24 protein-coding genes are annotated in these 22,899 nt (G+C 73.1%); 13 read left to right on the plus strand and 11 right to left on the minus strand.

Annotated features, from left to right (window positions below; all coding sequences use genetic code 11):
* Positions 1 to 31: 31 nt before the first annotated feature.
* Together E4198_RS10940 and E4198_RS10945 are read left to right on the plus strand one after the other, a co-directional pair.
* Positions 32 to 580, plus strand: a complete 549-nt coding sequence (locus E4198_RS10940; protein ID WP_136182985.1) for a PH domain-containing protein — start codon at positions 32 to 34, stop codon at positions 578 to 580.
* Positions 577 to 1,986 (plus strand): PH domain-containing protein, encoded by a 1,410-nt coding sequence (locus E4198_RS10945; RefSeq protein WP_348771297.1) that lies wholly within the window; start codon positions 577 to 579, stop codon positions 1,984 to 1,986. The genes E4198_RS10940 and E4198_RS10945 overlap by 4 nt, the downstream gene beginning before the upstream one ends.
* Before the next feature lie 50 nt (positions 1,987 to 2,036).
* Here the strand turns inward: E4198_RS10945 and E4198_RS10950 are convergent, their stop codons facing one another.
* Positions 2,037 to 3,047: an SAM-dependent methyltransferase gene (locus E4198_RS10950; RefSeq protein WP_136185312.1), complete on the minus strand. Its 1,011-nt coding sequence runs from the start codon at positions 3,045 to 3,047 to the stop codon at positions 2,037 to 2,039.
* Between the two features lie 176 nt (positions 3,048 to 3,223).
* On the opposite strand from E4198_RS10950, the gene E4198_RS10955 reads away from it, so the two are divergent.
* Together E4198_RS10955 and E4198_RS10960 are read left to right on the plus strand one after the other, a co-directional pair.
* Positions 3,224 to 4,459: a sensor histidine kinase gene (locus tag E4198_RS10955; RefSeq protein WP_136182986.1), complete on the plus strand. Its 1,236-nt coding sequence runs from the start codon at positions 3,224 to 3,226 to the stop codon at positions 4,457 to 4,459.
* A gap of 53 nt (positions 4,460 to 4,512) precedes the next feature.
* Positions 4,513 to 5,202, plus strand: a complete 690-nt coding sequence (locus E4198_RS10960; protein WP_136182987.1) for a response regulator transcription factor — start codon at positions 4,513 to 4,515, stop codon at positions 5,200 to 5,202.
* Between the two features lie 57 nt (positions 5,203 to 5,259).
* On the opposite strand, the gene E4198_RS10965 is transcribed toward E4198_RS10960, so the two are convergent.
* The 4 genes from E4198_RS10965 to E4198_RS10980 all read right to left on the minus strand — a co-directional run bounded on the left by E4198_RS10965 (position 5,260) and on the right by E4198_RS10980 (position 8,837).
* On the minus strand, positions 5,260 to 6,213 hold the full coding sequence (locus tag E4198_RS10965; RefSeq protein ID WP_136182988.1) for a hypothetical protein: 954 nt from the start codon (positions 6,211 to 6,213) through the stop codon (positions 5,260 to 5,262).
* Between the two features lie 103 nt (positions 6,214 to 6,316).
* Positions 6,317 to 7,246 carry an ABC transporter substrate-binding protein gene (locus E4198_RS10970; RefSeq protein ID WP_136185313.1) on the minus strand — a complete coding sequence of 310 codons (930 nt, stop codon included), beginning with the start codon at positions 7,244 to 7,246 and terminating at the stop codon, positions 6,317 to 6,319.
* A 124-nt stretch (positions 7,247 to 7,370) separates the two neighbouring features.
* The gene (locus E4198_RS10975; RefSeq protein ID WP_136182989.1) at positions 7,371 to 8,147 is read right to left on the minus strand and encodes an ABC transporter permease; all 777 of its coding nucleotides are present in this window, start codon (positions 8,145 to 8,147) and stop codon (positions 7,371 to 7,373) included.
* Between the two features lie 3 nt (positions 8,148 to 8,150).
* The gene (locus E4198_RS10980; RefSeq protein WP_136182990.1) at positions 8,151 to 8,837 is read right to left on the minus strand and encodes an ABC transporter permease; all 687 of its coding nucleotides are present in this window, start codon (positions 8,835 to 8,837) and stop codon (positions 8,151 to 8,153) included.
* A 96-nt stretch (positions 8,838 to 8,933) separates the two neighbouring features.
* Between E4198_RS10980 and E4198_RS10985 the strand changes: the two genes are divergently transcribed.
* Positions 8,934 to 10,100 (plus strand): betaine/proline/choline family ABC transporter ATP-binding protein, encoded by a 1,167-nt coding sequence (locus tag E4198_RS10985; RefSeq protein ID WP_136185314.1) that lies wholly within the window; start codon positions 8,934 to 8,936, stop codon positions 10,098 to 10,100.
* Positions 10,101 to 10,188: 88 nt separating this feature from the next.
* Here E4198_RS10985 and E4198_RS10990 read toward each other — a convergent pair whose 3' ends face one another.
* The 3 genes from E4198_RS10990 to folB are packed head-to-tail and all read right to left on the minus strand — an operon-like array spanning position 10,189 to position 11,644.
* Positions 10,189 to 10,677, minus strand: a complete 489-nt coding sequence (locus E4198_RS10990; protein WP_027764117.1) for a DUF3180 domain-containing protein — start codon at positions 10,675 to 10,677, stop codon at positions 10,189 to 10,191.
* Between the two features lie 14 nt (positions 10,678 to 10,691).
* Positions 10,692 to 11,288: a 2-amino-4-hydroxy-6-hydroxymethyldihydropteridine diphosphokinase gene (gene folK, locus E4198_RS10995; protein WP_136182991.1), complete on the minus strand. Its 597-nt coding sequence runs from the start codon at positions 11,286 to 11,288 to the stop codon at positions 10,692 to 10,694.
* The gene (folB, locus tag E4198_RS11000) at positions 11,285 to 11,644 is read right to left on the minus strand and encodes a dihydroneopterin aldolase (protein ID WP_136182992.1); all 360 of its coding nucleotides are present in this window, start codon (positions 11,642 to 11,644) and stop codon (positions 11,285 to 11,287) included. Before folB ends, folK begins: the two co-directional genes overlap by 4 nt.
* 385 nt (positions 11,645 to 12,029) lie before the next feature.
* Between folB and folP the strand changes: the two genes are divergently transcribed.
* From folP to E4198_RS11040, 8 genes are all read left to right on the plus strand, one after another.
* A complete protein-coding gene (folP, locus tag E4198_RS11005; RefSeq protein ID WP_136182993.1) occupies positions 12,030 to 12,890 on the plus strand; it encodes a dihydropteroate synthase in 861 nt (286 codons plus the stop codon).
* Positions 12,887 to 13,345: a nuclear transport factor 2 family protein gene (locus E4198_RS11010; RefSeq protein ID WP_027764121.1), complete on the plus strand. Its 459-nt coding sequence runs from the start codon at positions 12,887 to 12,889 to the stop codon at positions 13,343 to 13,345. Before folP ends, E4198_RS11010 begins: the two co-directional genes overlap by 4 nt.
* A 198-nt stretch (positions 13,346 to 13,543) precedes the next feature.
* Positions 13,544 to 15,325, plus strand: a complete 1,782-nt coding sequence (locus tag E4198_RS11015) for an ATP-binding protein (RefSeq protein ID WP_136182994.1) — start codon at positions 13,544 to 13,546, stop codon at positions 15,323 to 15,325.
* The gene (locus E4198_RS11020; RefSeq protein WP_136182995.1) at positions 15,322 to 15,765 is read left to right on the plus strand and encodes a roadblock/LC7 domain-containing protein; all 444 of its coding nucleotides are present in this window, start codon (positions 15,322 to 15,324) and stop codon (positions 15,763 to 15,765) included. Before E4198_RS11015 ends, E4198_RS11020 begins: the two co-directional genes overlap by 4 nt.
* Positions 15,765 to 16,130 carry a DUF742 domain-containing protein gene (locus E4198_RS11025; protein ID WP_210732811.1) on the plus strand — a complete coding sequence of 122 codons (366 nt, stop codon included), beginning with the start codon at positions 15,765 to 15,767 and terminating at the stop codon, positions 16,128 to 16,130. Before E4198_RS11020 ends, E4198_RS11025 begins: the two co-directional genes overlap by 1 nt.
* Positions 16,131 to 16,206: 76 nt before the next feature.
* The gene (locus E4198_RS11030) at positions 16,207 to 16,827 is read left to right on the plus strand and encodes an ATP/GTP-binding protein (protein ID WP_136182997.1); all 621 of its coding nucleotides are present in this window, start codon (positions 16,207 to 16,209) and stop codon (positions 16,825 to 16,827) included.
* The gene (locus E4198_RS11035; RefSeq protein WP_136182998.1) at positions 16,824 to 18,107 is read left to right on the plus strand and encodes a cytochrome P450; all 1,284 of its coding nucleotides are present in this window, start codon (positions 16,824 to 16,826) and stop codon (positions 18,105 to 18,107) included. The genes E4198_RS11030 and E4198_RS11035 overlap by 4 nt, the downstream gene beginning before the upstream one ends.
* Positions 18,108 to 18,193: 86 nt before the next feature.
* Positions 18,194 to 19,399 (plus strand): cytochrome P450, encoded by a 1,206-nt coding sequence (locus tag E4198_RS11040; RefSeq protein WP_247597903.1) that lies wholly within the window; start codon positions 18,194 to 18,196, stop codon positions 19,397 to 19,399.
* A gap of 18 nt (positions 19,400 to 19,417) precedes the next feature.
* Here the strand turns inward: E4198_RS11040 and folE are convergent, their stop codons facing one another.
* The 3 genes from folE to hpt form a co-directional block, all read right to left on the minus strand.
* Positions 19,418 to 20,023 (minus strand): GTP cyclohydrolase I FolE, encoded by a 606-nt coding sequence (gene folE, locus E4198_RS11045; RefSeq protein WP_027764126.1) that lies wholly within the window; start codon positions 20,021 to 20,023, stop codon positions 19,418 to 19,420.
* An 89-nt stretch (positions 20,024 to 20,112) separates the two neighbouring features.
* On the minus strand, positions 20,113 to 22,134 hold the full coding sequence (gene ftsH / locus E4198_RS11050; protein ID WP_136183000.1) for an ATP-dependent zinc metalloprotease FtsH: 2,022 nt from the start codon (positions 22,132 to 22,134) through the stop codon (positions 20,113 to 20,115).
* Between the two features lie 173 nt (positions 22,135 to 22,307).
* Complete coding sequence (gene hpt / locus E4198_RS11055) at positions 22,308 to 22,847, minus strand: hypoxanthine phosphoribosyltransferase (RefSeq protein WP_136185315.1); 540 nt, start codon at positions 22,845 to 22,847, stop codon at positions 22,308 to 22,310.
* Between the last annotated feature and the right edge of the window lie 52 nt (positions 22,848 to 22,899).

Consider the following 22,899-nt stretch of genomic DNA (forward strand, 5'->3'; position numbering starts at 1 on the left):
GGCGGCGGTGCGGGAACCTAGGGTTGAGCGCATGACGACGGCGACGGATGACGGGCACGGTGAACGAGGCACCCCGGACGCCCCGGGCGCACGGGACGCGGCGGCCCCGCTGCCCGCAACCGACGAGTGGCGGGGCCTGGAACCCGCGCTGCTGCCGCTGCGACGGGTGGTGCTGCTGAGCACGCTGCTCCCGATCGCCGCGCTGGCCGGCGGGCTCCCCGGCCTGCTGGCCGGGCCGGTGTGGGCGCTGCCCGCGCTGGTGCCGCTCGGCTTCGCCGCCTGGGGCTGGGGCGCCCTCGCCCGCAACTGGCGGTCCTGGCGCTACGCCGAACGCGCGGACGACCTGCTGATCGCGCACGGCGTCCTGTGGCGCGAGATCACGGTGGTCCCGTACGGCCGGATGCAGCTGGTCGAGGTCACCTCCGGCCCGCTGGAGCGGCGGTACGGGCTGGCCACGCTCCAGCTGCACACCGCGGCCGCCACCACGGACGCGACGATCCCCGGGCTCACCCCCGAGGAGGCGGAACGGCTCCGGGACCGGCTGACCGAGCTGGGCGAGGCCCGATCGGCGGGGCTGTGAGCAGCGGGGAGGGCGCGCCGGTCACCCGGCCCGTCATCGAGGGCGACGCAGAGGCGAAGGGCACCGGCCGTGGGCCGGAGGGCTCGGGGGCGGCCGAGAGACGGCCGGAGGGCAAGCGGCTGCACCCGGTAACGCCCTGGCGCCGCACCTGGGCGCCGATCGCCGGCCTGGCCGCCTTCACCTTCCAGGACTTCGAACGCACCCGGCAGTGGTTCGAGCAGCTGACGCTCGGCTGGCTGCTGGCGGCGTTCGCCGTGCTGGTGCCGGTCGCCGCCGCGTACGGCTTCCTGTCCTGGTGGTACACCAGCTACCTGGTCACGGACACCGAGCTGCGCATCCGCACCGGCCTGCTCTTCCGCCGCACCGCGCACATCCGGCTGGACCGCATCCAGGCGGTGGACGTCGGCCGTCCGATGCTGGCGCGGATCGCGCAGGTCGCCAAGCTGAAACTGGACGTGGTCGGCGCCGATGCCAAGGACGAGCTGGCGTTCCTCGGCGAACAGGAGGCGGTGGCGCTCCGCGCCGAACTGCTCGCCCGCGCCGCCGGGATGGCGCCCGAGGCCGCACCGACGGCGGGCGAGGCCCCGGCCCGCGACCTGCTGCGCGTCACCCCCCGGATGCTGATCGTCTCAGTGCTGCTGCTGTCCGGCGGCTGGCTGCTGCTCGTGGCTGTGGTGCTGGTCCCGGCCCTGATCTACACGGCCACCGGCAACGTGTGGCCCGCGCTGGCGGCCGTCCTACCGCTCGCGGGCGCGATGTGGGGCAACACCGCCGGACGGGTGCTGAAGGAGTTCGACTGGACCGTCCAGGAGTCGCCGGACGGCCTGCGCATCGATCGCGGCCTGCTCGACCGGGCGCACGAGACGGTGCCCCCCGGCCGCATCCAGTACGTGCGGGTCGTCGAGCCGCTGCTGTGGCGGCGACGCGGCTGGGTGCGGGTCGAGCTGCAGGTCGCGGGCGCCGGGAAGGAGCGCGGCGGCGTGCTGCTGCCGGTGGCGACCCGGGCGGACGCCGCACGGGTGCTGGCACGCGCGCTGCCCGGCGTGGAGCTGGACGCGGTCGCCGCGGCACTGTCGCCCGCGCCGCCGCGGGCCCGCTGGTGCGCCCCGTTCTGGTGGCGCTCCTACGCCCACGGCGTGACCGCCACCGTCTTCGCCACACGCAGCGGACGTGTGCGCCGGCAGACCGAGCTGGTGCCGCACGCGAAGGTGCAGAGCGTCCGCTCCGAACAGGGGCCGTGGCAGCGGCGGCTGGGGCTGGCCGACGTCGCCGTGGACCACGGCGCGAACGGCTGGGCGAGGGCGCGGCTGCGCGACGCGGACGAGGCCCGTGCCCTGGTCGCCGCCCAGGCCGAGCGGTCCCGCACGGGCCGGCGCACGGCCCGCCCGGAGCGCTGGCTGACGTAGGCCCTGTCCGGCGGATCGCCCCGGACCGCACGGGCACGGGCCGGGCGGCGTCAGCCGCCGGGCCCGGCCACGGCGTGAGTCTGCGCGGGGGCGCCGAAGAGGTCGGGCACGTCGACCGGACGGGTCAGCCAGGTGAAGGCGCCCAAGCCGGCGAGGTCCGTGAGCTCCGCCGCCTGCGAGGCGTCGCGGAGCCCCCGCACGTACGCCAGGGCGTCCGTGGACGCCCTAGACAGGGGCGGTCTTCCGCCGTGCACGCCGAGGTCGTGCAGTGCCTCCCGCTGGGTGAGCGTGCGCCACGGCCCGCCCGCGGCGGCCGCGCACGCGTCGACGGCGACGTGCGCGGTCAGGTCACGGGCCCCGTCCGGCGCGGGCGGCACCTCCCGGCCGTCGAGGTATCCGGTGAGCGTGCCCAGCGGCGGGCGGTCGGCCCGGGTGTGCGCGTAGTCCACGGCGACGGCCAGTCCGCGCCGGAGCGTGCGGACGGCCGACGTCCAGGCGACGTCCCGGGGCAGGCCGATCTCGGCGCGCAGACCCGGCTCGGCGTCCAGCGGCCACCAGCGCCGCAGCCACGCGGCGTCCTCCTCGGCGACGGGCTCGCCTGCGGACTCCCTCCCCTCCCGGTCCACATGGACGTACCGCACGACGCCCGCGTCGTCCGCCTCGACGACGTCCAGCGGCACGTTGTCCAGCCACTCGTTCGCGAAGAGGAGTCCGGTGACGGAGCCGGGCGGCGGCAGCACGTGCTGCCAGGCGATGCCGGGGTCCAGCCCGTCCGGGCGGGGCGCGCGTTCCACGGCCACCCGCCGCAGCCGCCGGGCGAGACCGTGCGGATCGTCCTCCGCCACGGCCTCCGCGACCTGTGCGAGCAGCTCGCCCCGCCCGGCACCGACGTCGAGCAGGGTCAGCTCGCGGGGCCGGTCCAGCGCCTCGTCGAGGCGCAGCAGCAGCCGTGTCACCGCCCGTGCGAACAGCGGCGACACGTGGACGGAGGTACGGAAGTGCGCTCCAGGCGCCTCGCGCACGAAGAAGCCGTGCGGTGTCGCGTACAGGCTGTCCGTCATCGCCGTCCGCCACCGGCGCGGAGGTTCCGTTTCTGCGTCCGTCACGCAGCTCACGGTACGCGCGGGGGCGCGGCGCGGGGGCGGGCGGCGCCTCCACCTTGCGGAGTAGGCGCGGGCCGGAGGATCCGCTTCACGGCTGACCCCGGCACGTGCCCGGCCTGCATACGCTGGGTCACGTGCACCGCATCTACGAGTTCGTCCGCCGTCACCCGACCTGGGTGGACAGCCTCTGGGCGCTCGTCCTGCTCCTGCCGTCGGCGGTGTGGATCGTGGCGAGCATCGCCGCACCCCCGCAGGCCACCGGAATGGCGGACAGCACGGCTCAGCGGATCGCGGCCGTCCCCATCGCCCTGGCGCTGTCGCTGGTGGTCGCGCTGCGGCGGCGCGCCCCGGAGAAGATGCTGCTGCTCGCGATCGGCACCGGCATCGCCCAGCTGATCACCGGGGTGGAGACCAACCCCGGCGACTTCGCCTTCCTGGTGATCATCTTCACGGTCGCCTCCCGGCACGTGCGCTGGGCCTCGCGGCTGGCCCTGGTCGGCGGCCTGCTGGCACCGCTCATCGCCACGCTGCGCTGGCCGCCCGAGCAGTCCGCCCCGCAGACCGTGCTCGGCTGGCTGTTCCTCACCGTGCCCTTCGCCCTGGCCTGGGTGATGGGCGACTCGCTGCGCACCCGCCGGGCGTACTACCAGCAGCTGGAGGAGCGTGCCGCCCGGCTCGAGAAGGAACGCGAGGCCCAGGCGAAGGTCGCGGTGGCCGCCGAACGGGCCCGCATCGCGCGCGAGCTGCACGACGTCGTGGCGCACAACGTGTCGGTGATGGTGGTCCAAGCGGACGGCGCCGCGTACGTGCTGGACAGCGCGCCGGAGCAGTCGCGCCAGGCGCTGCAGACCATCTCCGGCACCGGGCGGCAGGCGCTCGCCGAGATGCGCCGTCTGCTAGGCGTGTTGCGCACCGGCGACGGCGAGCAGGGCCGCGACGGCGACGAGTACGTGCCGCAGCCAGGCGTGGAACAGCTCGCCGAACTCGTCGACCAGGTGCGCGGCACCGGGGTGACGGTCAAGTTCGCCATCGAGGGGACGCCCCGCCCCCTGCCCAGCGGCGTCGAACTGACGGCGTACCGCATCGTCCAGGAGGCGCTGACCAACACCCGCAAGCACGGCGGCCCGCACGTGGGCGCGAACGTGCGGCTGACGTACGGCGACGGCGAGCTGGAACTGCTGGCCGAGGACGACGGACGGGGCGCGCAGTCCGAGCTGTACGAGGACGGCGGCGCGGACGGGCTCGGGCAGGGCCTCATCGGCATGCGGGAACGCGTCGGCATGGTGGGCGGCAGCCTCCAGGCGGGGCCGCGACCGGGTGGCGGCTTCCGGATCAGCGCCCTCCTGCCGCTCAGGGGCGGAACGCAGTGAGACCGCGCCCGGCCGCCGGGCTCCGAGGGGGGAACCGTGGGAAAGGGAACACGATGACGACGACCATCCGCGTGATGCTGGTCGACGACCAGGCACTGCTGCGCACCGGCTTCCGCATGGTGCTGGCCGCCCAGCCGGACATGGAGGTGGTCGCCGAGGCGGGCGACGGGGCGGAGGCGCTCGACGTGCTGCGCTCCCGGGCGGTCGACGTCGTGCTCATGGACGTGCGGATGCCCAACCTCGACGGTGTCGAGGCCACCCGGCGGATCTGCGGCGGCGAGGGCGGGCCGGGCGCGCCGAAGGTGCTCATCCTCACCACCTTCGACCTGGACGAGTACGCGTTCAGCGCGCTCAAGGCGGGGGCCGGCGGGTTCATGCTCAAGGACGTGCCCCCGGACGAGCTGCTGTCCGCGATCCGCTCCGTGCACAGCGGCGACGCGGTCGTCGCGCCCAGCACGACCCGGCGGCTTATCGACCGCTTCTCCACCGTGCTGCCCTCGGCGGTGGAACAGCCCGTCGCCCGCGAGCTGGAACGGCTGACCGACCGGGAACGCGAGGTGCTGGTGCTCATCGCCCAGGGCCTGTCGAACGGGGAGATCGCGGCGCGGCTGGTGCTGTCCGAAGCGACGGTGAAGACGCACGTGGGGCGCATCCTGGGGAAGCTGGGCCTGCGGGACCGGGTGCAGGCGGTCGTCCTCGCGTACGAGACGGGCCTGGTCCGCGCCGGCGACGGGTCCCGCTGACGCGCGGCGGCCGGGGTCGGCCGGCGCGGGCGGCGGCCCGCGACCCGCAGCCCGGTATCAGGGGAGAGCGCCGCGGAGCTCGGTGATGTCCAGGGCGGCACCGTCGGCGAGGTCGACGACCTTGCCCGCCGCGTGCGCCCGGCGGGAGCGGGGAGCGGGTTCGGGCTCGGCGTCCTCCGCGGTTCCGGGAGAACCGGCGTCGCGGCGCGGCGCCGGGCCCGACGCACGGCCGGCCCCGGCGGGCTTCGCCCCGGCGGCTCCGAAGAAGTCGAAGCCGCCGCCGGGCCGGCGGGGGTCGGGCGCCGGACGCACCGCGGGAGGCGGCACCGGCACGGCGGCAGCGGCCGGGGATGCCGACGTCGGCGGCCCGTCAGCCTCGCTGCCCTCGACGGCCCGGAGCCTCCGCTGCCGCTCCGCGCTGCGCCGCAGATGCCGCAGGGCCTCGCTCGCCTGAAGGTAGGTCAGCGGTGTCGGGGCTCCCGACGCGCTGCGGTGGTCGGCCGCGCCGGAGGTGAGCGCCGCGCGCACGGGCGCCGCAGCCTCCAGCTCCAGCAGGCGGCGGCCCTCCAGGGCGCTGGCCCGCTCGGTCTCGGCGTTGGCATACCGCCGCAGCAGCGCAGCGTGCTCGGTGCGGAGGCGGCCCAACTCCGCCCGCCTGGCGGTGAGTTTCCGCTCCACCGCGGCGCGCAGTTCGCGCGCCTCCTCGAGTGCCGCCTCGTGCTCGGCCTCCCGCTCCTCCGCGCGCCACTCCATGCTCGCGCGGCGCGCGTCGAGTTCGGCGACGCGACGGCCCGCCCGACGGTCCCAGCGGCGGGTGAGGACGGCGCCGGTCACGGCCGCGAGTGCGGCAGCGGCGGCCAGGCCGCGCAGCACCACGGTGTCGGTGTCGCCGAGTCCGGCGGGGCCGACGAGCCAGGCGCCGCCCGCACACGCCAGAGCAGCCGCCGCGACCGCCGCTGGTGGGAGGAGACGGTGCAGTGGCTGCTCATGGCGATGACGTCCACGTGGCATGGCCTGAAATTTACCGTGTGTGCCCCGCTGTGCGACACCTCACGAAGGCATTGTTATCGGCCGGTCATCGGTCCGGCGGGCGCGTCCCGTGCGGCCCCGGCGGTCAGCCGTCCAGCAGTCCCTCGTCCTCCAGGTAGGTGCGGGCGACGTCCTCCGGCTTGCGGCGGTCGGCGTCGACCTGGCGGTTGAGGCCGATCAGGTCCTGCGTGGTGAGCGCAGCGGTGACGCCGTCGAGGGCCTCGGCGACCTTCGTCCCGCCCGCGTCCTTCGCGTTGACGACGGGGAGCACGTTGTCGGCGTTCTGGAGGCCTTCGTCGTCCTTCAGCAGCACCAGCCCGAAGTCCTCCAGGGTGGCGTCGGTGGTGGTGGTGAGCACCATGTCGTTGGTGCCGTTCTTCACCGACTGCTTGGCCTGGGTGGTGCCGACGCCCTTGGGGTCGACCTCGGAGACGTCGATGCCGTAGGTCTTCTCCAGGCCCGGCTGGCAGAAGGGGCGTTCCACACACTCGTCACCCGCGGCGAGGCGCACCTCGACGCCGGCCTCGCCGAGGTCGGAGAGAGTCTCCAGATCGTGCTTCGCCGCGAACTCCTTCGTGACGGCGAAGGCGTTCTGGTCGACGGCCTCGCCCGCGTCGAGCACCTTCAGGCCCCGCTTCCCGGCGAGCTTCTCCAGGGCAGCGACGGTCGTCTCCACGTCGTTGGAGGCCACCGGGTTCTCGGCCGGGGCGTCGGCGCCGTTGACCTGGGCGTTGAGGAACTCGGCGAGCGTGGCGGCGTATTCCGGCACCACGTCGATCTGGCCCTTCTCCAGCGCCGGCTCGTACAGCTCGCGGTTGGCGACCGTCTTGATGGTCGTGTCGAAGCCCGCGTCCTCCAGCGCCAGGGCGTAGAGGTTCGCGAGGACCTTGGACTCGGTGAACCCGGCCGAGCCGATCACCAGCGACTTCCCGCCGCCTCCGTCGGAGGCGCCGCCCTGCTCCTCCAGGCTCTCCCCGCCGCCGCAGGCGGCCAGGCCGGCGGCCAGCAGCGCCACCGTCCCGGCGGCCGCCGCGGCGCGCGCGCCGCGGCGTGCGCGGGTCCCTCTGGTCGTCCCGATCACGTTCTTCACCGTCCATCTGTTCGATATGTGCGAGGCGTCAGCATGCCACGGAAGGCGGTCAGACGGGCGCCTTCAGCGACTCGCGTTCCGGTGCGGCACCCGTACGGTCGTGACCGTCCTCGTCGGCCGGTTCCCCGCCGCGGCCGTTCGTACGCGTGCCGCCGCGACGTCCGCGCATCGGGTCCAGGACGCGGCCGAGTGCGATCATCGCCAGTTCGACCAGGAGCGCCAGCAGGGCCACCAGGACCGCGCCGGCCACCACCTGGGCGGTGTCGTAGGTGTTGAAGCCGGCGGTGATGATGCGGCCCAGGCCGCCGCCGCCGACCATCGCGGCGAGCGTCGCGGTGGCGACCACCTGCACGGCGGCCGACCGGACTCCGGTCATCAGCAGCGGGTACGCCAGCGGCAGTTCGACGCGAAACAGCAACTGTCCACCGGACATGCCCATCCCACGGGCCGCCTCCACGACCTCCCGGTCGGCCTCGCGCATGCCCACGTAGGCGTTGGTGAGCAGCGGCGGGATCGCGAAGAGCACGAGCGCGACGATCGTCGGCAGGTCGCCGCCGCCGACGGTGGCGAGCGGGGTGAGCATCAGCAGCACGAGCACCGCGAAGGTGGGGACGGCACGGCCGACGTTGGACAGGTTGATGGCCAGCGGCCCGCCGCGTCCGATGTGGCCGAGCCACACGGCCGTGGGCAGCGCCACGGCCGCGGCGATACCGAGGCAGACCGCGGTCAGGTAGAGGTGCTCGCCGAGCAGCGCCAGCGCACCGCCGTCGCCGGTCCAGTTGCCGTCTGTCGTCAGCCAGGTCCAGGCTCCCTGGATTACGCCCATGGTTCAGCCCTTCCCCGCGGTGGCCCGGTGCCGGGTCCACGGCGTCAGCGCGCGCTGGAGCCAGAGCAGCAGCAGGTCGGCTAGCACGGCGAGCACCACGCAGAGCACGGACGCGGTGAGCACCTGTGCCCTGAAGACGGTCTGGAGCCCGCTGTAGATGAGGTTGCCGAGGCCGCCGTAGTCGACGATGGCGCCCACCGTGGTCAGCGAGACGGCGGAGACCGTGGCGATCCTTACGCCCGCCATGAGGGCGGGGACGACGAGCGGGAGTTCCACCTCGAACAGCATCCGTCCCGGGCCGTACCCCATGCCGCGTGCCGCCTCCCGGGCCTCGGCGGGCACGCCGTCGAGGCCGGCCAGGATGTTGCGCACCAGGATGGTGAGCGAGTACAGCACCAGCCCGGTCACCACGACCGAGACGGAGAGACCGAAGACGGGCAGCAGCAGCGCGAACATCGCCAGCGACGGGATGGTGTAGAGCACCGTCGTGAGCCCCAGGACGGGTTCGCGAGCGGCCCGCCAGCGGCGGGCGGCGAGTGCCAGGGGGAAGGCGACCAGCACGGCGAGCACGACCGAGACGGCCGCGATGCCGATGTGCTGGATCGTCGCGTCGGCGAGTTCTCCGCTGCGGGAGCGCAGGTACTCGGCGCATATCCAGTCGTTGTCTCTGAGGCAGTCCCTCGAGGCCACCAGGGCTCCCATCCCGTTTCGCCGGTGCGCGCGCTTTCCGGTCTGTGGGCGGACGTACCCGGACACGCCTCACGATCACCTGTCAGTATGACGAGTGTGATTCGTTTCGAGAGCGTCGGCAAGCGATACCCCGACGGCACGGTCGCCGTGGACGACCTGACCTTCGAGGTGGCCGAGGGCGAGATGGTGACGCTCGTCGGCCCGTCCGGCTGCGGCAAGACCACCACCATGAAGATGGTGAACCGCCTGATCGAGCCGACCTCCGGCCGCATCCTGGTCGACGGCGAGGACATCGCCGGGGTCGACCCGGTGGAGTTGCGGCGGCGCATCGGCTACGTCATCCAGCAGGTCGGGCTCTTCCCGCACCGCAGCGTGCTGGACAACACCGCGACCGTGCCGCACCTGCTGGGCGTGAAGAAGGCGCAGGCGCGGAAGCGGGCGGCGGAGTTGCTCGACCTCGTCGGACTCGACCCTTCGGTCTTCGGCGACCGCTACCCCGACCAGCTCTCCGGTGGGCAGCGGCAACGGGTCGGCGTCGCGCGGGCACTGGCCGCCGACCCGCCCGTCCTGCTGATGGACGAGCCGTTCGGCGCGGTCGACCCCGTCGTGCGCGAACACCTCCAGAACGAGTTCCTCAAACTGCAGGCGCAGGTGCGCAAGACGGTGCTCTTCGTCACCCACGACATCGAGGAGGCCGTCCGGCTCGGCGACCGGATGGCCGTCTACGGCGAGGGGCGCATCGAGCAACTCGACCCGCCCGCGAAAGTGCTGGGCGCCCCGGCGACGCCCTACGTGGCGGACTTCGTCGGCGCGGACCGCGGGCTGAAGCGGCTGTCGGTGACACCGATCGAGCCCGGCGACCTGGTGCAGCCGCCCGTCGTGCGCAGGAACGACGCGGTGTCGGACGCCGCCCACCGGATGCGCGCCGACGGGGCGCGGTGGGCCGTCGTGCTCGACCACGACGGCAGCCTGCACGGGTGGATCGACGCCGACGAGGTCTCCGCCTCCGGCGGCGGGACCGTCCGCGACCACGCCCGCCGGATGAAGGCGTGGCTGCCGCTCGGGGCCTCCCTCAAGCAGGCGTTCAGCACGATGCTCCAGTACGACGCCGGCTGGGTCGCTGTCCTCGACGGCGACGGCTCCCGCTTCGCGGGCGTCCTCACCCCGGCCCGGCTGCACGAGGCGCTGCGCCGGTCCGTCGACGCCGACGAACGCGACGTCCCCCGCGAGGACGTCGACCTGCACTCCATCACCGGCGCGTAGCCGCTCCCCGCTCTCGCAGGCACGACGCGAGCACGACCCAAGCACCACGTGGGCGCCCGCACGCAGGACGGGGCGGGCGGGCGCGGCGCTACGCGGCGGCGGGAGCCTGGGGGTCGTCGTTGTCGTCGTCCGGGAGGCGGCAGACGCGCTGGAGGAGGAAAGCCGTCGCGACGACGGCGACGGCCGCTGCGACGGACAGGCCCGCGTACAGCGTGTCCGCGCGACGCGCCGGCCCCTCGATGTCGCTGAGCAGCAGGAAGACGCCGGTCCCCCCGTAGAGGCCGGCGACGAGCGCCGCGACGAGCGCGCTGGCCTGGCCGAAGACGACGGCGCGGGCGGCCATCATCGGGTCGACGCCCTTCGCACCGGGCTGCCGCTCCCGCTGCGCCTTCAGCCGGGCGCGCAGGCCGAGCGCGGTCGCGAGGAGCACGGTCGCGATGACGGCCAGCACGACGGGCGCGGCGACCGGCACGCTCGGCAGCGCGCCCCAGCGATCGAGCAGTCCGGCCAGCGCCCAGCCGAGGACGGCGGCGACCGCGAAGACGCCCGCCAGAACCCTGATTCGCAGTTCTCTCACGCGGACACCAACGCTCAGTCGGGCAGGCTCAGTTCCAGGTCGTTGCGCGCGGAGACCCCTTCGCGCCCCACGGCCGTCAGCAGGTCGGCGACCTGGCCGCGGCCGGGCACCTCGGCCTCCGCGTCGACATCGTGCCACGGCGCGAGGACAAAGGCCCGTTCGTGCACGCGCGGGTGCGGCAGGGTGAGCAGCGGGTCGTCGGAGATCACGTCCTGGTAGGACACGATGTCGACGTCGATGGTGCGCGGCCCCCAGCGTTCGTCGCGCACCCGCTCCAGCGCCTCCTCGATGGCGTGGCCGCGTTCGAGCAGCGAGCCGGGTGGCAGCGTGGTGCGGACGAGGACGACTGCGTTGAAGTACGCCGGCTGGCTCGCGGGGTCGACGCCCCACGGCTCGGTCTCGTAGACCGGGGACACCGCCTTCACCTTGAGGCCGGGGGTGTCGGCGAGCGCGTCGACGGCGCTCTGCAGCGTCTCCAGGCGGTTGCCGAGATTGCTGCCGAGGGCGATCACGGCGTGCTTGGGGTTGCTGAGGGTGATGTCGGCCGCATCCACCTGGCGCACGACGGAGGCGGGCACCGGCTGTACGGTCGGGTCACTGTTCGGCGTCATGCGCGGCTCCGCTGGATGGTGATGGTCACGTCGTCGAAGGGCACGGTGACGGGGGCGTCGGGCTTGTGCACCACGACCCGCACCTCGGCGACGGCCTCGTGCGCGAGGCAGACGTCGGCGATGCGCTGGGCGAGCGTCTCGATCAGGTCGACCGGCTCGCCCGACACGACGGCCGCGACCTCCTCGGCCACCACGCCGTAGTGCACGGTCCGGGCCAGGTCGTCGCCGGTCGCGGCGGCGCGGGTGTCCACGCCCATGTCGACGTCCACGACGAAGGTCTGTCCCTCTTCCCGTTCCCGCGGAAGCACGCCGTGATGCCCGCGGGCACGCAGGCCGTGCAGCGCCACTCGGTCCATCGCGTCTTTCCTTCCTCCGGGTCCGGTGCGGTCCTGGCCGCCCGTTCCGTCACGGGCGCGTGCGTGCCGGTACACGTCGCGCGCCGGTACACAGCGGTGCGGGCCGGGACGGGTCGGTGCATGTCGGTACGTGTCCGGACGGACACGCGGCGCGCCGGGGCGCGCCGCGGGTCGAATCTACCCGCGAGCTCCGCCGGCGCCCGTGCGCGGGGCCGGTCGACAGCTCCGCGCCGTGGTGCGCGGGACCTACCCGGCAGCGTGGCGGCACAGTCTCACACGCCCCCCGGTGGGCACGAAGGAGTGGTCCGCGGGCCTCGCGCTGACGTGCGGCCCCGGCCGCGACGGGTAGGACGCCGCGACGGTCCGACGGCCTAGGCTTGGAGCCATGAGAGCGTTGCGTGGCCGGGTCGCCGGTCTGCCGGAGTGGGACCGCTGTGCGGTGATGGGCGTGGTGAACGTCACGCCGGACTCCTTCTCGGACGGCGGCCGGTGGTTCGATCACGAGGTGGCGGTCAAGCACGGGCTGGACCTCGTCGCCCGGGGCGCGGACCTGGTCGACGTCGGCGGGGAGTCGACCCGGCCGGGGGCCACACGGGTGGACGAGGCGGAGGAGTTGCGCCGGGTGCTGCCGGTGGTGCGCGACCTGACCGCCGCGGGGGTGCTGGTCAGCGTCGACACCATGCGCGCCTCGGTCGCCGAACGGGCCCTGGCGGCTGGCGCGTCGCTGGTCAACGACGTCAGCGGCGGCCGGGCCGACCCGACGATGGTGCCGGTGGTGGCCGCGGCGGGTGCCCCGTTCGTGGTGATGCACTGGCGCGGCCGGTCCGTCGACATGAACGACAGGGCGGTGTACGGCGACGTGGTCGGCGAGGTGCTCGACGAACTGCGCGCGGCCGTGGACGGCGCGGTCTCGGGCGGCATCGCGGCGGAACGGATCGTCGTCGACCCGGGCCTGGGCTTCGCCAAGAACGCCGGTCACGACCTGGCGCTGGTGGCCGCGCTGGGGCGGTTCCGCGCGGAACTGGGGTTGCCCCTGCTGGTGGCCGCCTCGCGCAAACGCTTCCTCGGCCGGGTGCTGGCGGGCGAGAAGGACGCGGTGCCGCCGCCCGCCCGGGAACGGGACGCCGCCACGGCTGCCGTGACCGCGCTCGCCGCCCGGGAGGGTGCCTGGGCGGTGCGGGTGCACGAGGTGCGGGCGAGCGCCGACGCCGTGCGCGTCGCGCGGGCCGTCGAGGGAGCCGCGTGAGCCGCGCCCGCACGGACATCGAGGCCGTCGAGGAGGCCAACACCGCGCTGTACGAGGCGGTCGAGCGCGGTGACCTGGAGACGCTCGGCGGGTTGTGGCTGGACGCGGAGGTCAGCGTCGTGCACCCCGGCTGGCCGGTGCTCACCGGCCGCGGCGAGGTGATGCGCAGCTATGCGCTGATCATGGCGAACACGGAGTACATCCAGTTCTTCCTGACGGACGTGGAGATCTCCGTCATCGGCGACACCGCGGTGGTCAGCTGCACGGAGAACATCCTCAGCGGCGGTCAGGCCGAGGAGGACGGGGACCTCGGTCCGCTGGTCGGCGGACTGGTGGTGGCCACCAACGTCTTCCGCCGCGTGGAGGACGGGAGCTGGAAGCTGTGGTCGCACCACGGTTCGCCGGTCCTGGTCGAGGGCGAGGACGACGACGGCAGCGAGGAACTCGGCGCCTGACGGGTCCCGTTCGGGCCCGCCGGACGCCCGTCCGGTCAAGCCGGCGCCCGAAACGGGCCAGAGCGGTCACGAACCGCCCCCGCCCGTCCGGTTGTTCCCCTACCGGACACCTCTTATTGACGTGAACTCTTCTATATTGGTCCTCTATTGATCACGGTCACGCTGTCCGGACCTGACCAGTCCCGAGGACCAGAAGAGATGACGACCGAAAACGCCCCCCGGCGGAACAGTCCGTCCGCGACTGCCGGCGCGGCGACGGGGACCGCGCTCGCCCTGCTGATCGCGGTGACGGTGACCTCGCCCGCCTGCCTGCTCGCGGTGTACCTGGCTCCGACGTCGCTACGCCCCGAGATCGCCTGGACGTCCGGCGCCGTCGCGCTGCTGCTGTGCGTCTGCGTCGCCGTGGCCGCGTACCAGCGGCTGACCGCCCGCCGCCTGCGCGGCGAGCTGGCCGCACGGGACGCCGAGGCCGCCGAACACCGCGCCGCCACCGAACGCTTCGCCGACATCACCGTGCCCGAAGTGGTGCGCCGGCTGCGCGAGGGCGCCTCCGCGGAGACCGCGCTCGCCGCGGCCGGACGCGTCGAGGACGACGCGCAGCGCCGCGTGCTGGGCACGCTGGCCACCGAGGTGCACCGCGGCGAGAGCCGCCGGGCCGCCGCGATGGCCGCCTGCGCCAACGCGGCAAGCCGCGTCCAGGCGCTGACCACATCCATGGCCGCCGACCTGCGGGAGATGGAACACCGGCACTCCGACCCGGACGTGCTCGGCGACCTGCTGCACCTGGACCACCGCACCGCGCAGACCGGGCGGCTGGCGGACAGCATCGCGGTGCTCACCGGCGCCCGTTCGGGACGCCGCTGGGCCAAGCCCATCCGCATGGAGAGCATCCTGCGCGGCGCGATGGGCCGTATCCAGGGCTACCAGCGGGTGCGGCTGCACTCGACGTCCACCGTCGCGGTCGCCGGGCACGCGGCGGAGGGCGTCATGCACGCCCTCGCCGAAATCATGGACAACGCGGCGAACTTCTCCCCGCCCACGGCCGAGGTGCACGTGTACGTGGAGCAGGTGTCGGCCGGGGTCGTGGTGACCGTCGAGGACGGGGGCCTGGTGATGGGCGAGGTCGCGCTGCGCCGCGCCCAGGAGGCGGTGGAGCCTCGCTCGGCGCGCGATCTGAGCGCCCTGCCCGGGACCCGTCTCGGCCTCTCCGTCGTCGGACGCCTGGCGCACAAGCACGGCCTGTCCGTCTCCTTCCGCCCTTCCGCCCACGGCGGTACGGGCGTCCTGCTGCGCATTCCGCAGGAGCTGGTCACCGAGAGCACGCCGTCGTCCGGCGAGACCCACGGCCGCGGACTCCCCCACCCCGCTGCCCGGCAGGGTGGCGGGGTGGGGCACGTTCCGCCCGCACCCGACCGCACCCGCACGGAGGCGGGCGCCGGCACGGCAGCCCCCGCAGCCGCCGGGGCGGGCGCGGGAGCGTCTGCGGGCGCAGGCCTCACCCCGGGCCCGGGCGCCACCGCGGAGCCCGCCACGGACGACGCCACCATGGTGATCCCCCGCTACCCCGGGACCCCGGACCATGCCGGACGCCAGGCGGACACCGTCGAGACGCCGGAGGGCCGGGAGCACCGGCACGTGGCCGACGAGGCTCGAGGCGACGAGATGGTGCAGTACGGCGAGAGCGGGCTGCCCCGCCGCCGGCGCGGTCGTACGCTCGCCGCGGCACGGCGGGCGGCCGAGACCGCCGCCGAACGCCCGCGCCGCGCACGCACCGCGGCCGACGCCGGTTCCCGGCTCGGCGCCTTCCGGCGGGCCGTGCGCGGCGAGACCCCCGCGGCGGGCACGGACACCGCTCCGGCACCCGCCACCACGGGCCCCGGCGCACCGCCCGGTAACGGCCCGGCGACCACCGAGGCGGCCACCGAAGCCGCCGCCTCGCCCACCTTTTCCGATTCGCGCGCGGAGGAACGCCCGGAATGATGACCGACGGCAAGCTGGACTGGTTGCTGGAGAACCTGCTGGAGCGGACGCCCGGAGCGCGCCACGGGCTGGTGCTGTCCCGCGACGGACTGAAGCTGTGCCGCTCGCCGGAGCTGTCCGTGGACCAGGCGGACCAGCTCGCGGCCATCGCCGCGGGCATCCAGAGCCTGTCGCACGGCGCCTCCGTGGAGTTCGGCGACGGCACGGGCGGCGTTCGGCAGGCGATGACGGAGTTCTACGGCGGCATCCTGTTCGTCGTGGAGGCGGGCGAGGGCGCGCACCTGGCGGTCGTAGCGGGTGAGGACGCGGACGTCGGCCTGGTCGGGCACAACATGAACGAGCTCGTCGAGCAGATCGGCGAGCACCTCAGTGCCCCGCCCCGCGAAAGCGGCGACGGGGACGGCACCCGGCGCGACCGCACGGACCGCGGCGCCGCCTGATGCGCCCGGGACGGGACGACGATCCGGACCGGCTGTACACCGTCACCGGTGGCCGCAGCCGGCCGGACGCTTCGGACACCCTCACCTTCGACCTGGTGACCCTGGTCGTCGCCGAGTGCGACCCCACCCCGGCGATGCAGTCCGAGCACGCCGCGATCCTGCGGATCTGCCGCCACCCGACGGCGGTGGTGGAGGTAGCAGCGGACCTTGGCCTCCCGGTGGGCATCGTCCGCATCCTGCTCGGCGACCTGCTGTCCGCCGGCCGGATCACGGCCCGCCACCCCCGTACGGCCGCCGCGGCGACGGACCGCATGCCCGACCCCGAACTTCTGAAGCAGGTGCTCGTTGGCCTCCGCAACCTCTGACCCGACCTCCCGCTTCTCCGGTGCCTCCCCGCAAGGGGGCGCCTCGGACCGCGGTGTCCCGACGGAGCTCCCCGAGGTGCCGGCGCGGACCTGGCGCCCACCGCTGCGCGACAGCGCGGAGAACGGCCTCAAGATCGTGATCGTGGGCGGCTTCGGAGTCGGCAAGACGACCATGGTCCGCTCGGTCAGCGACATCCGTCCGCTGAACACCGAGGAGACGATGACGCGAGCCGGCGAGGGCATCGACGACCCGAGCGCGGTAGCGGGGAAGACCACCACGACGATCGCGTTCGACTTCGGCCGGATCGGCATCGACGAGCAGACCGTGCTGTACCTGTTCGGCGCCCCCGGACAGGAACGTTTCTGGTTCCTGTGGGACCGGCTGTTCTCGGGCACGCTCGGCGCGGTCGTGCTGGTCGACACGCGGCGGCTCGCGGACTCCTGGTACTCCATCGACAGGCTGGAGCACCACGGCACCCCCTTCATCGTGGCGCACAACGACTTCGGGGGCCCGCACCACACGCACGACCAGATCCGCGAGGCGCTGGACCTCTCCCCGGACGTGCCGCTGATCGACTGCGACGCCCGCTCCCGCGAGTCCAGCAAGGACGTGCTGCTCACCCTGGTGAACCACCTGCACGCCCTGGCGACCGCGCACTACGCGCAGAACGGCGCCGAGGAGGAGATCGCCCGATGAACGGCCCGACCGTACCCACGCAGGCCCAGGGGCAGGCGCAGGCGGCGGGCTGCCCGGTGCCGCTGGGCGGCGAGCGCTTCCTGGCCGGACCGGCGCGGTTCTACCGCGAACTGCGGCGCGATCACGGCCCGGTGGCGCCGATCGAGCTGCCCGGCGGCGTTCCCGCGTGGCTGGTGCTCGGCTACCGCGAGGTGCACCAGGTCACTTCTGACCCGGTGCTGTTCAGCCGCGACTCCGCGTTGTGGAACATGTGGGACCGCGTCCCGGAGAACTGGCCGATGCTGCCCATGGTCGGCAAGCAGCCGTCCATCCTCTACACCGTCGGCGAGCGGCACCGGCGGCGCTCGGCCGTGCTCGGTGACGCCCTCGCCGGCGTGGACCCGTTCGAGCTGCGCGACCACGTGGAACGCTTCGCCGACGACCTCATCGACGCCTTCTGCGGCAGGGGCGGCGCCGACCTGGCCGCCGACTACGCCAAGATGCTGCCGGCCCTGGTCCTCGCCCGTCTCTACGGCTTCCCGGACACGGACGGCAAGGAGCTGGCGCACGCGGTGAACGCCCTGGTCAACGGTGGCGCCGACGCCATCGCGGGCGCCCGGCACGCCACCGCGGCGATGCAGGGGCTCCTGGAGTCGCGCCGCGCGGAGCCCGGTGCGGCGAGGCCGCCCGCGGACGTCGCGGGGCGGATGCTGGCGCACGCGAACGCCGGAGAGTTCACGCTCGACGAACTGGTCCAGGACATGCGGGTCATCATGACCGCCGGGCACCAGCCGACCGCCGACTGGATCGGCAACTCGCTGCGCCTGATGCTCACCGACGACCGGTTCGCCGCGTCGCTGACCGGCGGCCGGCACAGCGTCGCCGAGGCGATGAACGAGGTGCTGTGGGAGGACACTCCCACTCAGAACATCGCCGGCCGGTGGGCCACCCGCGACACACGCCTGGCCGGCACCCGCATCCGGTCCGGCGACCTGCTGGTGCTCAGCTTCGCCGCCGCCAACGGCGACCCGCAGGTACGGCCCGACCAGCACGCGCTGACCGGGGGCAACAACGCCTTCTTCTCCTTCGGCCACGGCGAGCACCGCTGCCCCTACCCGGCCCAGGAGATCGCGGAAACCATCGCCCGCAAGGGCATCGAGGTGCTGCTCGACCGGCTGCCCGACGTCGATCTCGCGGTCGCGGAGCACGACCTGGTGTGGCGGCCGTCGCCCTGGCTGCGGGGGCTGGTCAGCCTGCCCGTCCACTTCACCCCGACGCACATCGCTGGAGGCTCACGGTGACCGGACCCGGACAGACGTCGCAGACGACGGCCACGGGGCAGAGCGCGGCGGGTACCGCCGGGGGTTCCGGCGGCGCGGGCGGCCGTATCGCCATCGACCCGCTCGTGCGGAACCTGGCCGCCGAGACGGCGGCCCTGCGCGACGCCGGCCCGGTCGCCGCCGTGGAGCTGCCCGGCGGGGTGCCGGTGTGGGCGGTGACACACCACGCCGAGGCCCGGCGCCTGCTCACCGATGCGCGGCTGGTGAAGAACATCGCGCACTGGGCGGCCTGGCAGCGCGGGGAGATCCCGAAGACCTGGCCGTTGATCGGGCTGGCCGCCCCCGGGCCGAGCATGCTGACCTTCGACGGTGCCGACCACCGGCGACTGCGCACGCTGGTCGCCCAGGCGCTCACACCGCGCCGGGTGGAGGAGCTGCGGCCGCGGATCGAGGAGATCACGGCGGGGCTGCTCGACCGTGCCGGCGACCGGGCCGACGCGGAGGGGCGCGTCGACCTGAAGGAGTCCTTCGCGTACCGGCTGCCGATGGCCGTGATCAGCGACCTGATGGGCATCGACGCCGCCGACCACCCGCGGCTGCTGGAGCTGTACGACAGCTTCTTCTCCAGCCTCACCCGACCGGAACTGGTGCAGCAGGTCATCGGCGAGCTGCGCACGTTCTACTCCGGCGTGGTGCACCGCAAGCGGGAGGCACCGGGCGACGACCTCACGAGTGCGCTGATCGCCGCGGGCGAAGACGGTGACCGGCTCAGCGAGGCGGAGATCGTCTCCACACTGCAGGTGATGGTCACCGCCGGGCACGAGACCACCATCAGCCTCATCGTCAGCGCGGTGGTGGCGCTGCTCACGCACCCGGAGCAGCTGGCCATGGTGCGGGACGGCCGGGTCGGCTGGGACGAGGTCATCGAGGAGACGCTGCGCTGGTCGGCGCCCACCTCGCACGTGCTGATCCGGTTCGCCACCGAGGACGTGGCCGTCGGGGACACGGTGATTCCGCAGGGCGACGCGGTGATCATGTCGTACGGGGCGATCGGGCACGACACGGAGCAGCACGGGGAGGACGCCGACCGCTTCGACGTCACGCGCTCCCCGAACCGGCACCTGTCGTTCGGGCACGGGCCGCACGTGTGCCCGGGGGCGGGGCTGTCACGGCTGGAGGCGCGGATCGCGCTGCCCGCGCTGTTCGAGCGGTTCCCCGGGCTGGAGCTGGCCGTGCCGGCGACCGAGCTGCGAAACAAGCCGACGGTGACGCAGAACGAGCTGTACGCGTTGCCGGTGCGGCTGGGGGTCTGAGCGCGCGGAGAGCGGGCCTCAGCGGGCCATGATGAGGCTCATGGCCTCGGAGCGGGTGGCGGGGTCGCGGAGCTGGCCGCGAACGGCGGAGGTGAGGGTCTTCGCGCCGGGCTTGCGCACCCCGCGCATGGTCATGCACATGTGCTCGCACTCGATCACGACGATGACACCGCGCGGTTCAAGGATCTCCATCAGGGAGTCGGCGACCTGCGTGGTGAGCCGCTCCTGCACCTGGGGGCGGCGGGCGTAGACGTCGACCAGACGGGCCAGCTTGGACAGGCCGGTGATCTTGCCGCTGGCGGACGGGATGTAGCCGACATGGGCGAACCCCACGAAGGGGACCAGGTGGTGCTCACAGGAACTGAGCACCTCGATGTCCTTGACCAGCACCATCTCGTCGTGGCCGAGGTCGAAGGTGGTGGTCAGGACGTCTTCGGGCTCCTGCCAGAGACCGGCGAATATCTCGCGGTACGCACGTGCGACCCGGGCCGGGGTCTCCCGCAGGCCCTCCCGGTCGGGGTCCTCACCGACGGCGATGAGGAGCTCCCGGATGGCGTCCTGGGCCCGCTTCTCGTCGAACTTTCCGATGGTGCCCTCGCCGTCCAGCGTCACCGGATCGGTCATGTGTGCCTCGTTTCTCGCGCCAGTGCAGCAGAAAGCCGCGCCCCCTGCAGGGTAGAACCCTGGGGGCGCGGCTCCGCATTCCGGGCGGGTCAGGACTCCTTGCGGGGGTCCTCCAGGAGCTCGACGGAGTCGGTCGGGCCGATCTCCTTGCCCTTCTCCAGCACCGGGTGCTCGCCGTTGGCGGACACGGCGGCCGGCACGGAGACCGGGGGCCGGGTCGACGGCGTGCGGCGGGTGGATCCGGTCCACGCCGGGCGGGCCGGGCGCTTCACGATGGGGGCGAAGACCTCGGCGATCTCCTCCTTGTTGAGCGTCTCCTTCTCCAGCAGCGCCAGCACGAGGTTGTCCAGGACGTCCCGGTTCTCGACCAGGATCTCCCAGGCCTCGTTGTGCGCCGTCTCGATCAGCTTCTTGACCTCCTCGTCCACCAGCCCGGCGACCTCCTCGGAGTAGTCGCGCTGGTGGGCCATCTCCTTGCCCAGGAAGGGCTCGGAGTTGTCGGAGCCGAACTTGATCGCGCCGAGCCGCTCGGTCATGCCGTACTGCGTGACCATCGCGCGGGCGGTCGCGGTCGCCTTCTCGATGTCGTTGGCCGCGCCCGTGGTCGGGTCGTGGAAGACGAGTTCCTCGGCCGCGCGCCCGCCCAGCATGTACGCCAGCTGGTCGAGCATCTCATTGCGCGTGGTCGAGTACTTGTCCTCGTCCGGCAGGACCATGGTGTAGCCCAGGGCACGGCCTCTGGAGAGGATCGTGATCTTGTGGACGGGGTCGGAGTTGGGTGAGGCCGCCGCGACCAGGGCGTGTCCGCCCTCGTGGTACGCGGTGATCTTCTTCTCCTTGTCGCTCATGATCCGGGTCCGCTTCTGCGGTCCGGCCACGACGCGGTCGATCGCCTCGTCCAGGAAGTGGTTGTCGATCAGCTTCCGGTCGCTGCGGGCGGTGAGCAGCGCGGCCTCGTTGAGGACGTTGCTCAGGTCCGCACCGGTGAAGCCGGGCGTACGGCGGGCCACGGCGCCGAGGTCGACGTCCGGGGCGACCGGCTTGCCCTTCTGGTGCACCTTGAGGATCTCCAGCCGGCCCTGCATGTCCGGGCGGTCCACGGCGACCTGGCGGTCGAAGCGGCCGGGGCGCAGCAGCGCCGGGTCCAGGATGTCCGGCCGGTTGGTGGCGGCGATCAAAATGACGCCGCCCTTGACGTCGAAGCCGTCCATCTCGACGAGCAGCTGGTTCAGAGTCTGCTCGCGCTCGTCGTGGCCGCCGCCCATGCCGGCGCCGCGGTGGCGGCCGACGGCGTCGATCTCGTCGACGAAGACGATGGCCGGGGCGTTCTGCTTGGCCTGCTCGAACAAATCGCGGACCCGGGAGGCGCCGACGCCGACGAACATCTCGACGAAGTCGGAACCGGAGATCGAGTAGAACGGTACGCCGGCCTCGCCGGCCACGGCGCGCGCCAGCAGCGTCTTACCGGTGCCGGGCGGGCCGTACAGCAGGACGCCCTTCGGGATCTTGGCACCGACCGCCTGGAACTTGGCGGGCTCCTGGAGGAACTCCTTGATCTCCTGGAGCTCCTCGCACGCCTCGTCCGCGCCCGCGACGTCCACGAAGGTCGTCTTGGGTGTGTCCTTGGTGATCAGCTTCGCCTTCGACTTCCCGAACTGCATCACCCGGGAGCCGCCGCCCTGCATCTGGTTCATCAGGAACAGGAAGACGACGATGATCAGCAGGAACGGCAGCACCGACAGCAGGAACCCGACGAACATGTTCTGCTCGGTCGGCGCGACGGTGTAGCCGTCCCGCAGGTCGCCGCTCTGGTACTGCGCCTGGAGCTGCTTCTGCAGGTCGACGCCCTGGTCGTCGATGTAGCTGGCCTTGACCTTGTTGGCGCCCTCGATCTTCTGGTCGCCCTTGAGGTCGATCTTGACGATCTGTTCGTCGCCGGTCGTGATCTCGGCCGAGGCCACCCGCTGGTCGCTGATGGCCTTGACGATCTGGCCCGTGTCCACCGTCTTGTAGCCGCCGGACGAGCTGACGAACTGCATCAACACGACTACGGCGAGGACGGCCAGCACGATCCACATGACCGGCCCGCGGAAGTATCTCTTCACGTCCATCCACACGGAGCGGCTCGCGCCCCGTCCCTCCTGCCACAGTGAGTTGAAATAGCCTGACGTTCGGACGGTACCTCAGCATCGACGCGAGGTGCCGCCGCAGACGGGCAACCGTATGCCCTCCCCTCACCAACGGTAGGGGACGGCCGTACGTTCCCGTACGGCCCCCGGACGGGTCAGCCGCCGTAGACGTGCGGGGCCAGAGTGCCGACGAACGGCAGGTTCCGGTACTTCTCCGCGTAGTCGAGACCGTAGCCGACGACGAACTCGTTGGGGATGTCGAAGCCGACCCACTTGACGTCGATCGCCACCTTGGCGGCGTCCGGCTTGCGCAGCAGAGTGCAGACCTCCAGCGAGGCCGGGCCGCGCGAGCCCAGGTTCGACAGCAGCCAGGAGAGCGTCAGGCCGGAGTCGATGATGTCCTCGACGATCAGCACGTGCTTGTCCTGGATGTCGGTGTCCAGGTCCTTCAGGATGCGCACCACCCCGGAGGACTGCGTTCCGGCGCCGTAGGACGACACCGCCATCCAGTCCATGGTGGCGGGCGTGCGCACGGCTCGGGCCAGGTCGGCCATCACCATCACCGCGCCCTTGAGCACGCCGACCAGGAGCAGCTCCTTGCCCGCGTACTCGGCGTCGATCTGCTCGGCCAGGGCGGCCAGCTTCGCGTCGATCTCTTCCTTGGTGATGAGCACCTTCTTCAGGTCGGTGCCCATGTCCTTCTCGTCCACCCGGTAGCCGCTCTCGCTCGATGTCGGTACGCCGGCC

This window comes from Streptomyces sp. RKND-216, assembly GCF_004795255.1.
GTDB classification, from domain to species: domain Bacteria; phylum Actinomycetota; class Actinomycetes; order Streptomycetales; family Streptomycetaceae; genus Streptomyces; species Streptomyces hazeniae.

Coding starts and splice junctions, on each gene's coding strand:
- E4198_RS10940 (WP_136182985.1), top strand. CDS start 32: ATGACGACGGCGACGGATGACGGGCACGGTGAACGAGGCACCCCGGAC.
- E4198_RS11015 (WP_136182994.1), top strand. CDS start 13,544: ATGACGACCGAAAACGCCCCCCGGCGGAACAGTCCGTCCGCGACTGCC.
- E4198_RS11025 (WP_210732811.1), top strand. CDS start 15,765: ATGCGCCCGGGACGGGACGACGATCCGGACCGGCTGTACACCGTCACC.
- E4198_RS10960 (WP_136182987.1), top strand. CDS start 4,513: ATGACGACGACCATCCGCGTGATGCTGGTCGACGACCAGGCACTGCTG.
- folP (WP_136182993.1), top strand. CDS start 12,030: ATGAGAGCGTTGCGTGGCCGGGTCGCCGGTCTGCCGGAGTGGGACCGC.
- folE (WP_027764126.1), bottom strand. CDS start 20,023: ATGACCGATCCGGTGACGCTGGACGGCGAGGGCACCATCGGAAAGTTC.
- folB (WP_136182992.1), bottom strand. CDS start 11,644: ATGGACCGAGTGGCGCTGCACGGCCTGCGTGCCCGCGGGCATCACGGC.
- folK (WP_136182991.1), bottom strand. CDS start 11,288: ATGACGCCGAACAGTGACCCGACCGTACAGCCGGTGCCCGCCTCCGTC.
- ftsH (WP_136183000.1), bottom strand. CDS start 22,134: ATGGACGTGAAGAGATACTTCCGCGGGCCGGTCATGTGGATCGTGCTG.
- E4198_RS10965 (WP_136182988.1), bottom strand. CDS start 6,213: ATGCCACGTGGACGTCATCGCCATGAGCAGCCACTGCACCGTCTCCTC.
- hpt (WP_136185315.1), bottom strand. CDS start 22,847: ATGGGCACCGACCTGAAGAAGGTGCTCATCACCAAGGAAGAGATCGAC.
- E4198_RS10950 (WP_136185312.1), bottom strand. CDS start 3,047: ATGACGGACAGCCTGTACGCGACACCGCACGGCTTCTTCGTGCGCGAG.
- E4198_RS10975 (WP_136182989.1), bottom strand. CDS start 8,147: ATGGGCGTAATCCAGGGAGCCTGGACCTGGCTGACGACAGACGGCAAC.
- E4198_RS11035 (WP_136182998.1), top strand. CDS start 16,824: ATGAACGGCCCGACCGTACCCACGCAGGCCCAGGGGCAGGCGCAGGCG.
- E4198_RS11020 (WP_136182995.1), top strand. CDS start 15,322: ATGATGACCGACGGCAAGCTGGACTGGTTGCTGGAGAACCTGCTGGAG.